The sequence below is a fragment of the Arthrobacter pascens genome (assembly GCF_030815585.1).
GTDB classification, from domain to species: Bacteria; Actinomycetota; Actinomycetes; order Actinomycetales; family Micrococcaceae; genus Arthrobacter; species Arthrobacter pascens_A.
Window position 1 is genome coordinate 4,448,317 of the sequence record NZ_JAUSWY010000001.1, and the last position, 13,216, is coordinate 4,461,532.

The 13,216-nt window shown below is 59.7% G+C and carries 10 protein-coding genes; 8 read left to right on the top strand and 2 right to left on the bottom strand.

Going from position 1 to position 13,216, the window contains the following annotated elements:
• Positions 1-9 precede the first annotated feature (9 nt).
• Together dnaN and dnaA are read right to left on the bottom strand one after the other, a co-directional pair.
• Positions 10-1,134, bottom strand: coding sequence for a DNA polymerase III subunit beta (dnaN, locus tag QFZ30_RS20615; protein ID WP_307079482.1), 1,125 nt, complete (start codon positions 1,132-1,134; stop codon positions 10-12).
• A gap of 525 nt (positions 1,135-1,659) precedes the next feature.
• The gene (gene dnaA, locus QFZ30_RS20620) at positions 1,660-3,081 is read right to left on the bottom strand and encodes a chromosomal replication initiator protein DnaA (protein WP_307079484.1); all 1,422 of its coding nucleotides are present in this window, start codon (positions 3,079-3,081) and stop codon (positions 1,660-1,662) included.
• Between the two features lie 468 nt (positions 3,082-3,549).
• Here dnaA and rpmH point away from each other — a divergent pair, with 468 nt between their 5' ends.
• From rpmH to QFZ30_RS20660, 8 genes are all read left to right on the top strand, one after another.
• Complete coding sequence (rpmH, locus tag QFZ30_RS20625) at positions 3,550-3,687, top strand: 50S ribosomal protein L34 (protein WP_003800212.1); 138 nt, start codon at positions 3,550-3,552, stop codon at positions 3,685-3,687.
• Positions 3,688-3,727: 40 nt separating this feature from the next.
• Positions 3,728-4,138, top strand: a complete 411-nt coding sequence (rnpA, locus tag QFZ30_RS20630; protein WP_307079486.1) for a ribonuclease P protein component — start codon at positions 3,728-3,730, stop codon at positions 4,136-4,138.
• Positions 4,131-4,526: a membrane protein insertion efficiency factor YidD gene (gene yidD, locus QFZ30_RS20635; protein WP_307079489.1), complete on the top strand. Its 396-nt coding sequence runs from the start codon at positions 4,131-4,133 to the stop codon at positions 4,524-4,526. Before rnpA ends, yidD begins: the two co-directional genes overlap by 8 nt.
• Positions 4,527-4,542: 16 nt before the next feature.
• Complete coding sequence (gene yidC / locus QFZ30_RS20640) at positions 4,543-5,517, top strand: membrane protein insertase YidC (RefSeq protein ID WP_307079491.1); 975 nt, start codon at positions 4,543-4,545, stop codon at positions 5,515-5,517.
• On the top strand, positions 5,517-6,083 hold the full coding sequence (locus tag QFZ30_RS20645; protein WP_307079493.1) for a Jag family protein: 567 nt from the start codon (positions 5,517-5,519) through the stop codon (positions 6,081-6,083). The genes yidC and QFZ30_RS20645 overlap by 1 nt, the downstream gene beginning before the upstream one ends.
• Before the next feature lie 21 nt (positions 6,084-6,104).
• Positions 6,105-6,755: a 16S rRNA (guanine(527)-N(7))-methyltransferase RsmG gene (gene rsmG / locus QFZ30_RS20650; protein WP_307079495.1), complete on the top strand. Its 651-nt coding sequence runs from the start codon at positions 6,105-6,107 to the stop codon at positions 6,753-6,755.
• 88 nt (positions 6,756-6,843) lie between these two features.
• Positions 6,844-7,911, top strand: coding sequence for a ParA family protein (locus tag QFZ30_RS20655; protein ID WP_307079497.1), 1,068 nt, complete (start codon positions 6,844-6,846; stop codon positions 7,909-7,911).
• A gap of 66 nt (positions 7,912-7,977) precedes the next feature.
• Entirely contained in the window at positions 7,978-9,258 is a 1,281-nt protein-coding gene (locus tag QFZ30_RS20660) for a ParB/RepB/Spo0J family partition protein (protein WP_307079499.1), read from the top strand.
• The last annotated feature ends 3,958 nt before the right edge of the window (positions 9,259-13,216 follow it).

The window sequence follows — 13,216 nt, forward strand, 5'->3', positions numbered from 1 at the left end:
TACTGCTACCTAGTTGGGGAGCCGGACCGGCATGACCAGGTAGCGGTAATCGTCCTGGTCTTCGCCGTCGGCTTCGGCTTGGGCAGTGATCATGGCCGGCTTGGGCGCCGTGGTGAACGAGAACCGGACGTACTTGGTTTCAATCACGCTGAGTCCCTCCACCAGATAGTGCGGGTTGAAGGCAACGGTGATGTCGTCGCCCGAAAGCTGTGCTTCGAGCTCTTCGGAGGCCTGGGCGTCCTCGCCGGTGCCGGCGTCGAGGTGCAACTGTCCCTCGGTGAAGGCCAGACGGACCGGGGTATTGCGCTCCGCAACGAGTGACACACGGCGGACGGCTTCCACCAGTTCCTGTGTCTGCACCGTGGCGTGAATCGGCGTGGAATCGGGAAAAAGCGAGCGGATCTTGGGGTAGTCACCGTCAACCAGCAGCGAGGTGGTGGTGCGCCCGCCGCTTTCGAAGCCAATGAGCCTGCTGTCGTCGTCCGCCAGGGCGAGGTTGATGTCACCGCTGTTGCCCAGAGTCTTGGCGACCTCGCTAAGAGTTTTCGCCTTGACCAGGGCACTGGTGGAGATGCCCGGAGTAACTGGCTTCCAAGGTACTTCGCGCATGGCCAGCCGGTAGCGGTCCGTCGCCAGGAGGGTGATGAGGTCATCCTCGATTTCCATCCGGACGCCGGTGAGGATCGGGAGGGTGTCGTCTTTGCTGGCTGCGATGATCACCTGGGAAACGGCCTGCGCGAAGGAATCTCCGGGCACGGTGCCGCTGATGGTGGGCAGCGCAGGCAGGGGCGGGTACTCCGCTTCGGGCATGGTGGCCAGGTGGAAACTGCTGCGTCGGCAGGTGAGGGTGACCTTGTTGCCGTCGGTTTCCACATCCACGGGGGCGGAGGGCAGACTGCGGCAGATGTCGGCCAGGAGCCGCCCGGACACCAGGATTGTGCCTTCAACCGTGATATCCGCGGCAATCTCGAGGCGTGCGGAGGTCTCATAGTCGAAGCTCGAAAGGCTTACGGTTCCTGCCTCAGCCTTGAGGAGCAGGCCGGACAGTACGGGTACCGGCGGCCGCGGAGACAGCGACCGGGCTGTCCAGGTGACGGCTTCTGCCAGGACGTCCCGTTCGACTCTGAACTTCACGGAAGGGTGCCGCCTTTCATTGCTGCTGCCATGTCTGAACCTGAAATTCCTTCAAGGGAGTTCCAAAAGTAGTTGCCCCAACACCTGAACCTGCATGGTCCGCGCTTGCTGAACCACAGAGAAACCCAAGGATGGGAGCGCTGCTGACAGCTTAGCCGGAAGATCCGGGATTAACCCATCCCCGGCAAGGATCCCCGCCGTCCGGGGCCCTCAGCCCCAGGTCTGCTCAGCGTGCGGATCGATCTTGTTGTTTGAGGGAAATCAATTTCTTAGGATTAGTAGTGTTAATAACTGCTGTGGAAACTGTGGATAACCCAATCCGACCGCAGGATCCAGCGGTTAAGGCCTGTTCATGGACTGTGGGCGCCGCAGGTTTTAAACAGGGTGTGGATGGGGATAACCGTTTTGCGGTTTTCGACGATCCACAGATGCCTTAAGGGTTTTAAGCCCACTAAGCGGGGTTGTCCCCTTAAGTATCCACAGGGTTATCCACATGAGCCTGTTAATAAGGTAGGAGTGCGAGGTTCAGGAATCCCGTTGCTGCTGCTTGATCCTGTTGGTGAGCTCCGTGACCTGGTTGTAGATCACACGGCGCTCGGCCATCAGTTCACGGATCTTGCGGTCCGCGTGGATGACGGTGGTGTGATCTCGCCCGCCGAGCTCCTGGCCGATCTTCGGCAGCGACATGTCTGTCAGTTCACGGCAGAGGTACATGGCGATCTGCCGGGCGGTGACCAGGGTCCTGGTCCGGGACTTGCTGCAGAGTTCCTCCATGCTGAGCTTGAAGTAGTCAGCTGTCTGAGTGAGGATCTGGCTCGACGTGATTTCCTGGGCGCCGTCGTCGGTAATGAGGTCCTTCAGGACCATCTCCGCCAGGGCGACATCAACCGGCTGGCGGTTGAGGCTGGCGAACGCCGTCACCCGGATGAGGGCCCCTTCGAGTTCACGGATGTTGCTGGAGATCTTGGACGCAATGTACTCCAGGGCGTCGTCCGGTGCTGAGAGCCCTTCACTGAGGGCCTTCTTCCGCAGGATGGCGATGCGGGTCTCCAGTTCCGGAGGCTGGATATCCGTCAGCAGGCCCCACTCAAAGCGGGACTTCATCCGGTCTTCGAAACCTGCCAGCAGTTTGGGCGGCTGGTCCGAGGTGATGACCACCTGCTTGTTGTTGTTGTGAAGCGAATTGAAGGTGTGGAAGAACTCCTCCAGCGTCCGGTCCTTGCCGGCCAGGAACTGGATGTCGTCAATCAGCAGCACATCCACGTTGCGGTACGTGGTCTTGAAGCTGGCGCCTTCGTCATCGCGGATGGAGTTGATGAAGTCGTTGGTGAATTCCTCGGAGTTCACATAACGGACGCGGATCCCGCTGTACAGGCGGCGGGCATAGTGGCCGATGGCGTGGAGGAGGTGCGTCTTGCCCAGCCCGGAATCACCGTAGATGAAAAGCGGGTTGTAGGCCTTGGCCGGCGCTTCCGCAACGGCCACAGCGGCAGCGTGGGCAAAACGGTTCGATGAACCGATCACAAAGGTGTCAAAGACGTACTTGGGGTTGAGCCTGCCGAATTCGTGGGAGGTGCTCGGCAGCATGGGCTGCGGCTTCTGCTCGATCAGCTGGTCCGAGATGAAGGACGGTTCGACGACGGGTTCCGGCTCTTCGTGGATGGGCACCAGATCGGTGTCAACATCGATTGCGCAGCGGATGTCGTCGGAAAAAACGTTGTGCAATGCGTCATCCAGCGCATCCTTGACCTGCGTCTGCAGGACTTCGCGCGTGAGCTCGTTGGGTACCGCCACCAAGAGGGTGGAACCAATCAGGCCCTGTGCCTGGGCCAAGATGACAAAGCCCCGCTGCCTCGGTGAAACACGGTCGTCCTGTTCTAGCAGGCTGACAACCCTGCGCCAGGAACTTCCGACAGTATTGGCGTGGTTGGCTTCGTCTACCGTCATCAATCAGTTCCTCAAAACTTGCTTGCCTGCATTAGCTGCAGCCCCAAGTCCGGAACCAGGATGCTGGTCCAGCTTCATCCACAGGGTTATGCACAGTCCGTGGATAATCGGCTACTGAGCCACTCTAGGGGATCAAAACGCTAGAAGATAGCTGGGAAGTAGCTTGTGGATAATTACACCGTTGTGGTTCGGAAACAGCCCCTGTGAGCCGCTTCATCCACAGGCTGTTGACGTCGGTTAACCACAGTCGGGGACAGGTATCGCAGGCCATCCCGGTTTGACTCGGTGGCGCATTTTGCCCTAACGTTGTGAAGTCCTTTGTGTCCGCTTTTTTGCCCCATCTGAATCTCTCAGACGCACCGCGTTCGAGCAGCCGGGGGAAGCGTGCATATACAAAACTTAGCGTCGGCCAGTTCTTCCCCATTACTGATCGGGTGGGCGCACCTTTGATCCACTGGAGTAACTAACGTGAGCAAGCGGACTTTTCAGCCGAATAACCGCCGTCGAGCCAAGAAGCACGGCTTCCGCCTTCGTATGCGTACCCGTGCCGGCCGTGCCATCCTGGCAGCCCGTCGTGGCAAGGGACGCACCGAACTGTCGGCCTAGATAACTGACTCGTCGGTTTACATTTCTTTGCGAGTTTAAGGTGCTGGCCACCCGTAACCGTTTGAGGACTGCAACCGATTTTTCAACAACCGTACGTTCCGGTGTCCGCAATGGACGCCGGAACGTAGTGTTATATACGGCAGCTATTGCTGCCGACGAACCCAGCCGGATCGGGTTCATCGTTTCCAAAAGTGTCGGGAACGCTGTGGTCAGGAACCTCGTTAAGAGAAGACTGAGAGAAGCCGGTGCTGCCTCGCTGCGCGAGTACGGTACCGGGTTCGCCATAGTGGTCCGGGCGCTGCCCGCGTCTGCGGCCGCCAGCTGGGACCAACTGCTGGCGGACTACAACGCTGCATTGGCATTGAACGTGAACCGGTTGGGCAGCCGCCTTCCGCGGGCTGCTGTAAATGGTTCAACCGGCACAACACAGGAAGGGACACAGCGTGCATAACGTGACTGCCGCCGTCGTCCGTTATCTTTCCCCTGTGGCCGTTACCCTGGGCAAGGCTGTCTGGAACCTGCCTCGAAACATCCTCATTCTGCTGCTGCTGGCCTACCGCAAGGTGATTTCCCCCTTGTATGGGCAGGTGTGCCGATTCTTTCCTTCATGTTCCGCCTACGCCCTTGAGGCGATCACTGTCCATGGCGCGGTCAAGGGAAGCTGGCTTGCTGCACGCCGGCTTGCACGCTGCCATCCATGGAATGCCGGTGGTGTGGACCACGTCCCCGCCGGGCACCGGGAATGGCCTGAAAACCGGACCCCCACAATTGTTGTGCTGAACAATCCGGACAAGTACCTGGCTGCTCAGACTGATGGAGAAGGCCGCGTTGCGGCCTGACGAATAGGGATATTGTATGGACTTCTTTGAAACAATCATGTTTCCGTTCAAGTGGCTTGTGTCCGTCATCATGGTGGGCTTCCATGAGGGGCTGAGCACCATTGGCCTGCCTGAGGCTTCCGGCTGGACCTGGACGCTGTCCATCATCGGGCTTGTGCTGGTGATCCGTGCGGCGCTGATCCCTGTGTTCGTCAAGCAGATCAAGGCGCAGCGTGGCATGCAGCTGCTCCAGCCGGACCTGAAGAAGCTCCAGGATAAGTACAAGGGCAAGACCGATCAGCTGTCCCGGCAGGCCATGGCGCAGGAACAGATGGCGATGTACAAGAAGCACGGGACCAACCCGTTCTCCGCCTGCCTCCCCATGCTGATCCAGATGCCGTTCTTCTTTGCGCTCTTCCAGGTGCTCTCCGGCATCAGCACCGCCCGTGACCAGGGCAAGAGCATCGGCGCGATGAGCCACGAACAGGTGATGCAGTTTGACGACTCCACCATCTTCGGGGCGCCGCTGTCGGCAACCCTGCTGCATAACCCTGAGGGCAATGCAACGGCCGTTTGGATCCTTTCGATTGTGATGATCCTGGCGATGACGGCCTCGCAGTTCATCACGCAGAAGCAGATCATGGCCAAGAACATGTCCGAAGAGGCCATGGCCAGCCCGTTCATGCGGCAGCAGAAGATGATGCTATACATCCTGCCGGTTGTCTTCGGCGTCGGCGGCATCAACTTCCCCATCGGTGTCCTGATCTACTGGACAACCACCAACCTCTGGACCATGGCTCAGCAGTTCTTTGTGATCCGCCGCATGCCGACGCCCGGTTCTCCCGCCGCCAAGGCCCTTGCCGAGCGCCGTGCCGCCAAGGGCCTGCCGCCCCTGGCCATCCTGGGCGGAAAAAAGGCCGACGCCGAAGCTGAGGCTGCTGCGGCAGCCGCGGTCATCGAGGCCAAAGGACAGCGCATCCAGCCACAACGTAAGAACAGGAAGAAGAAGTAATGTCAGCAGAGAGCACCGAGCACGCCCTTTCCGACGAGGTCATTGACGATCAGGACGAATCCGTGAATGACGCCGCTGCTTCCACCAAAGGCTCTGCTGCCAGCCGTCTTGAAGAAGAAGGCGATGTTGCCGCCGACTACCTGGAGGAACTCCTGGACATCGCGGACATCGACGGTGACATTGATATCGAGGTCCGGAACGGGCGTACGTACATTTCCATTGTTGCCGAGGAAAAATCGAACAGCCTGGACGGCCTGGTGGGCGAAGATGGCGAGGTCCTCGAGGCCCTGCAGGAGCTGACCCGGCTCGCTGTCCTCTCCGCCACCGAGAACCGCTCACGCCTGGTGCTGGACATCAACGGCTACCGTCATGAGCGTGCCGGCCACCTGCAGAAAATTGCTGAGGATGCCGCCGCCTCCGTCAAGGAGACCGGCAAGGCCGTAGCCCTGGAACCCATGAGCGCCTACGAACGCAAGATTGTCCACGACGCCGTTGCCGATCTCGGTCTGGTCAGCGAGTCCGAAGGCGAAGGCGCAGGCCGCCACATTGTTGTATCCGCTGACTAGAGAATTGCTGATCCGCTAATCATGGTTGACATCACGGCAGCTGAACTGCTGGCGGCTGAGAAGATCTTCGGTGACCGCCTGGACCTTGCCAAGCGCTATGTGGAGCACCTGGCAACATCCGGAACGGAGCGGGGACTCATCGGCCCACGGGAAATCCCGCGGCTGTGGAGCCGGCATGTCCTCAACTGTGCCGTTATCGAAAGCGAAATTGCGCACGGCAGCCATGTTGCCGACGTCGGCAGTGGCGCTGGCCTTCCGGGGTTGTGTCTGGCCATCGCGCGTCCGGACCTGGAGCTGACCCTGATCGAACCTCTGGAGCGCCGTGTCATCTGGCTCCAGGAGGTCGTGGATGACCTGGGTCTGATCAACGTCACTGTAATGCGGACCCGCGCCGAACTGGCAGTTGGACTCGTTGACGCCGATGTAGTGACTGCCCGTGCCGTATCGGCGCTCAGCAACCTTGCCGGACTCACCATCCCCCTTCTCGCGGGGAAGGGCAATGTTGTGGCCATCAAGGGACGCAGCGCAGGCGAGGAGATCGAGAAAGCCGCAAAGATCATCCGCAAACTCGGAGGGGTTGAGACGTCCGTGCTGACAGTCGGTGAGCATCTCCTGGAAGAACCCACCACGGTGGTACGGATCGTTGTAAATAAGTCCCAAAAGAAAGCCTAGCTGAGGCCCGGGTAGCCTTGGTCTGCAGGGCGAAGCGGTTAGGCTAGACAACGGCAGCAAAAAGCTGAACGAGAGTGAGTGTGTCCCAGTGACCAGTAGCGAAGGATCCACACAACGGATCCCCCCGTTTGTGTCTTTGGGGTCAGCACGTTCGGTTGCTGGTCCGGGTTCCGCTCCGGGGCGGGGTGGAAATCACCCGAACCCTGTTGCGGAACTGGCGACTCTTTCCTCTGTTTCACGTGAAACAACCTCATCGGGTAGAACGAACGTCATCGATACGATGGATGATTCCAGCCCGATCGCCCGTGAGCTTGCGCATGAAACCAAGCGTCGGGAACGTCTCCTCGGCCGTGAGCTCCCTAAACCCGAGAAGACCCGGGTCTTCACCGTGTCGAACCAAAAAGGTGGCGTTGGTAAGACCACCACCACGGTGAACATCGCCGCAGCCTTGGCTGCCGCCGGATTGAATGTCCTGGTCATTGATATTGATCCCCAAGGCAACGCCTCCACTGCCCTGGGCGTCGAGCACCATGCGGACGTTGACAGCATCTACGATGTCCTCATCAACGACTTTCCCCTCGCAGACGTGGTGGCTCCGTGCCCGGACATCAGCAACCTGATCTGCGCGCCCGCCACCATACACCTGGCAGGCGCCGAGATTGAGCTCGTCTCGCTCGTGGCGCGCGAGCAACGGCTCCGCCGTGCTATCGACGTATACGCCAAGGCGCGGGAAAAGAACGGCGAAGAGCGCCTGGATTACATCTTCATCGACTGCCCTCCCAGCCTTGGACTGCTGACGGTTAATGCCTTCTGCGCAGCGGGTGAAGTCCTCATTCCCATCCAGTGCGAGTACTACGCCCTGGAAGGCCTGAGCCAACTGCTCAAGAACATTGAGATGATCCAGAAGCACCTCAATGCTGACCTGGAGGTGTCCACCATCCTTCTGACCATGTATGACGGCCGCACCAACCTGGCGGCGCAAGTGGCCGCCGAGGTGCGCCAGCATTTCCCGGATCAGGTACTGGGAGCGGTGGTCCCTCGCTCCGTGCGGATCTCCGAGGCACCGAGTTACCAGCAGACAGTTATGACCTACGATCCTTCCTCCAGTGGAGCCCTGTCCTATCTGGAAGCCGCAGCAGAAATCGCTGAGCGCTAGAATCTTCAAGAACTGCAACAACTGGAGTCAGGCAATGCCGGGCTCTTCCATCGGAGGGATCTATTTATGAGCGAAAAGCGACGGGGCTTAGGCCGCGGTCTTGGCGCACTCATTCCAAGTTCCGCCGCTGGCAGCGCGTCGGGCAACGGGGCTGCTGCGTCACGTCCCGTGGATCTCTTCTTCCCGGAGGGCCGTAAGAAGGTAGCTCCGGAGGATGAGTCCGTCGACAATGGTGGTGCACACGCTCCGACTTCTGCGCCGGCTCCCTCCACGGATGTGGACGGTGCAGCAGGGCCTGCTGCCGAGACGAAGACTGCCGGTCACTCAACGGCCAGGACCACCTCAGACCAAACCGGCGAGGTCGTGGAGAAGCCGGCAGCTGAGAAGGCTTCCGCCAGGAATCGCGCTGACGCTGGGACTGCTTCGGAGAGCGACGCCGGACTGGCCGAGACTCGGGGAGCAGCTGAGGTGCCGGAGCCGTTGGACCACGAGAATGCCGTGATGGACAATGGTGTTGACTTGGTGGACGTCCCTGGAGTGCGTTTCGCTGAGATCCCTGTTGCGGACATTCACCCCAACCGGAAGCAGCCTCGTTCTGTATTCGATGAGGACGACATGGCGGAGCTTATTCACTCCGTCCGGGAAATCGGTGTCCTCCAGCCAATTGTGGTGCGTACTTCAACCGAAGAAGGTGGAGAACCCTATGAACTGGTCATGGGTGAACGCCGATGGAGGGCAGTACAGGCTGCCGGTATGGCCACGATCCCTGCAATCGTGCGCGACACCACGGATGACGACCTTCTCCGGGATGCACTGCTGGAGAATCTGCACCGCAGCCAGCTGAACCCTTTGGAAGAAGCGGCAGCCTATCAGCAGCTTCTCGAAGACTTCGGAACTACCCACGAGCAGCTCGCCGACCGTATTGGGCGGTCACGTCCCCAGGTATCCAATACGCTTCGACTTCTTAAGCTCCCGCCGCTGGTCCAGCGCCGCGTGGCTGCGAGTGTCCTGTCCGCCGGCCATGCCCGTGCCCTGCTCGCCCTTCCGGATGCAGCCGCCATGGAGCGTCTTGCACAGAAGATAGTTGCCGAGGGCATGTCAGTACGTGCCACGGAGGAAGCAGTAACGCTCTACCAGGATCCTTCAAAACCGGCGAAGAACAACATTCCACGCCCCGGCGCGCGCCACGAGCGCCTGGACTACCTGGCCTCTTCTCTTTCGGATCGGTTGGACACAAACGTCAAGATTTCCCTTGGAGTCCGCAAGGGACGGGTGAGCATAGAATTCGCCAGTGTGGAGGATCTGAACCGCATTATGGAGGTTTTGGCTCCCGGCTCGGAGAGCTAGCGTCGTAGTCGAAAAGGGAGGGCCTGTTTCACGTGAAACAGGCCCTCCTTTTTGGTTGTCAGCGTGGCACGGCCACCTGTGAGGGGGCATATGAGTGTGCGCAAAGCGTGGATTGTGCGTCTCCACACAGCAGCCCGTTGGCAGCGTGAGGACAATACGTAGATAAACCCCTGCGTTGCCAGGAGCTCTCCAGGTTCTCCGTTTCGTATCTTGCCCTTCGGGAAGAGCGGTGCGCATCGTTCAGGCTGCGCACCGCTTCGATTTGGGACGCCTAATGGCCAAATGCGTGTAGTTCTGAGATGACGGTTTGGTGTCTGGAAAATTCTGATCGAAGCACAGGGGAACACGCTTTCGTCCAAGCTGACCGTCTATCGTGAATCGAAGCTGTTCCGGAGTGCTTGGTGCACGGCATGGGCGTCGAAATTGGGTGGCCACACTTGTTGGGGGCGCTGCATTTGATGGAAGCGGCAGATGCTCACAAATCTGCGCGCGCGCACCGTTTCATGTGGGTTGTATGCGTCTAATGCCGAATCTGGATGCTCCTGTTTCACGTGAAACATTCTGTAGAGGACAGGTGCTAGACCCCTCCCACCCTGGTCATCCTGCTCATCTAGATCATTCCGCCAGTCCTCCTTCCCTTTGGCATCATCGCCAGTTCATGGGCAGTGTCGGTCGGAACGCTCGCTATAGGCGTAGGCGTAGGCGGAGCGGTATTCACGGGAGACGACTATCCTGAGACCGGACTTCGCAGCCCTTTACACTGATGCCGCTTGGTGTTTCACGTGAAACACCGTTTGAAGAAGCGATTGGGTGACTATCACCAAGTCCTTTGCACTGCTGAGCGAAGGCTGCTTTGGATCAGGAGGGCGGGAGACTCGACAGATGGCACGAGATGGGTGGTCGCCACACAGGGCAGAGACGGTCTGCGTTCTGCACGGCCACGGAGGGTCACCACGCCATGCCACTAGTTTGTTGTGGTCACTAGACACCTGCTACCTCTCGCCCGCAGCTCGGTCTGGACCCCACTGCGGGCCTGGATGTCATTTGGCTCGCCCTGCACGCAAGCACTCCCCCAGGCAGTGACATAAGGGCCCACGCCCGTTGATAGATCATCTGGCCGTGGTACCGGGTCCGGCACTTGTTGACCGGGCAAGCGCATCGAACCTTAGCCGGGCGTCGACTGATTCCTGGGCGGGGGTGCTTGATGATGAGCTTCAGAACACTGGCACGGCAGGGAATGGCGGAGCCCATATGCCGACCTAGGAGCGAGTACGTCCATGAGTTGTCCAGGCTCTGGGTTGCGAGAGGATGGTGACGCGGGGTTGGGCGAATATTCGCCGACTATCTCCTGCCCTCGGGTGCGACGCAGGGGGTGAACTGAACGGAACGTCAGTTGGAGATTCTCCTCCTTGGGATGAACGCCGAATCGACACTCATCGTCCGGGCATTCAGCGGTCCATACACCCGATGCATCTCTGGTGGGCTCGAGTGTAAAGCTGGTGGACGGGAGGGCCGACCGCTGGACGGGGGCTGGCCTGCTTCGGCACGTTCCCCGGGTTCGACCCATTGAACTGGTTTGTGGAACTCGAGCTACTGATGCTTAGTCCACAGCCCCCGGCAAACCGATGCAGGGCTGGCCGGGAGTCGCCCAGCCAGCTGACTGTCCCAGCATGCAGAGCATCATGAAGCGAGCAACCGGCGGCGTTGAAGCGAGCAACCGGCAGCCCGAAGCCTCGCAGTGGACGCTGTAGCGCGCGACTTGGCCATGCCGCGGCAGGGCGTCCGCAGACTGCGCGGAATTCATTCAGTGCATCTATATCGGCAGGCTCTCCCAGGCATGCTGGTCCACCCAAACTTTCGGAACTACTCCTGCTGATTCCTTCCGTCCCAGGGGTGACGTCTTCAGTTCCTTTTGCGCCAGACGGTCGGCTGATAGCCGCAAACATGTTCGTCCATTCTTCGTGCGTCCGTCCTCAGGACAACGTCGCGAGCCGCGCGGGACGTCCCACGATGAGCGCTGTCTGCAGGGTGGACACCTCGGAGGCCTGTGCATTCGCCGGTGGATATCGTTGTGGATAACTTTGTGGAGAACTCCTCAACGGACAGCCCCGCTACGATTTACTTCCGGGGGCGACCGCGCCGGCCGCGGGCAGCAGTCTCGTGACAGCTCCGATGGGGGCCGGCTTGTTTCACGTGAAACAGCTGTCTGCTTCGTCACCGACGACAAAGGCAGATCGCAAATCCCCTTCTACAGGGAGATTTACTGGCCGCGCCGACCATAAACACGTATGAAAGGCTAACCGGGACGCGGAGAATGTGATTCTTTGATGGATCGTCGTTGCCGATTCCGGTCAGCAAGGAACGGTCCATCTACCGTCCTGCGAACTGGGTCGGGTCCGAATGGCTGTGGGTAACCCTGTGGAAAACACTGTGTATAACTTCTGGGGATAACTCATCGAACTCGCGAACCGGAGGCGAGGCAGCCATTGCGCTGAGCCATGCAGGCCGACTTGGCCGGACCAAGATGGGACGTTCTGTGGGCACTTGCTCACATAATCTTCACGCACATGCCAGCCGCGAGACAGACTCAGTTTGGCATCCATGCTGCTGCTTCCTCGGCCAAGTGACACGGACCGCCCGCTATTCGAGCGAGGACACTGTACGGTCTAGACGACACTGGGGACCCATGCCGACTGTAGTCAGCACAAGTTCAGTGACAGCCACTGCAGGAGCGCGACACCGGCCAGGAGTACGATGTGCCACTGACGGGCCGAGTCGCGCGTTTGTTGGGAGCAGCGATGAAATGGCCGTGTTCGGGGCAGGGCTGCGGCGGGGGGTGAGTCAAGTCTGGGACACGTTCATCGGGCCAGACTGAGGACCTCATTGGGGATTTGCGTGGGTGGCCAGGAGTATCCCCCAGATCGTCCGTCCGCTATGTGAGGTGGTTGGCCGCTTGGGGTTTGGGTTTTGAGACTCGGGAATGTGCTTCTGTGTCTGTGCCCCTGTCCCCTTGAACGTCCAGTTTCCGGCCTCATCATGTTTCACGTGAAACGCGTCAGCTCTTGTCGCACACCGGCCAAGGACGGAGGGTCTCCAGATGAGGATCGTTGTCTCGGAGCTCGGTGTCCGCTGACGATTCCCAGCAGGCAGGATACGACGGCGTGGAGCTTGCTCTCGGGCAGTTCCTTTCGCCGTGCATGTGGGTAGGTGCCTTCTCATTACCCACTCACTTTCTTCGCAACGGGATCGGGAACCGAAATCGGGACTGCGAAACAAGCAGGGGTGCACCGGCAGCGTGCATGCTTTCACGGAGGGCAGATGAGTATCGCGGCTGGTCGAGCACCGCCTATTACTGGAAGAAGGACTGACAGGATCTTCGAGAAGGGATGTCGTGCCGCACACATCCGCGATCGTCCGCTGGAGTTCTGACAGCAGCTCTGGACGTGATCGCATTCGCCATCGGCGGTCTGGGCGCCCAATGGCCGGACTCAGTTGGGTCATGGCTTGTATACGCGTTCCAAGGCTGCTGGATCTTCGCTGCGGTCTTCAGGATGGGGCACCGCCGTCGGCTGAAGGCACGGAGCCGGTTCTAGCGCAATCGGAGACGTGGTGCCGTCCTCAGACCGTTCTGGATGGTGAGATCGCCCGGATCATGTCAGAACGCTGTATACCCGACTTGCCCATCCTGCAGGAGCGATCCAACGAATCACGGAATATGTGGTGTCCTCCACCTCTGTCGCTCAACGACGCGAAAGCTGGATTCCGCTAGGTACCTAAGGATCGATGAGACGCATGCCGGCGGCCCTGTCCCTCTGCAAAACCAGCCGGCTGCAGAACCGCGTACCGGAGAAGTGAAGTTCGAGCTGGGTGCAACGATCTCGGCCCTTGCGCCGGAAAATGAAACACGGATCGATCCGCGTGAGCAAATAGTCGTTGTTACGGAGCTTGGTATCTACTG

Bases quoted from the DNA above. Each gene is read 5' to 3' on its own strand.
- QFZ30_RS20660 (WP_307079499.1), top strand. From the start codon at position 7,978: ATGAGCGAAAAGCGACGGGGCTTAGGCCGCGGTCTTGGCGCACTCATT.
- QFZ30_RS20645 (WP_307079493.1), top strand. From the start codon at position 5,517: ATGTCAGCAGAGAGCACCGAGCACGCCCTTTCCGACGAGGTCATTGAC.
- rsmG (WP_307079495.1), top strand. From the start codon at position 6,105: ATGGTTGACATCACGGCAGCTGAACTGCTGGCGGCTGAGAAGATCTTC.
- yidC (WP_307079491.1), top strand. From the start codon at position 4,543: ATGGACTTCTTTGAAACAATCATGTTTCCGTTCAAGTGGCTTGTGTCC.
- dnaA (WP_307079484.1), bottom strand. From the start codon at position 3,081: ATGACGGTAGACGAAGCCAACCACGCCAATACTGTCGGAAGTTCCTGG.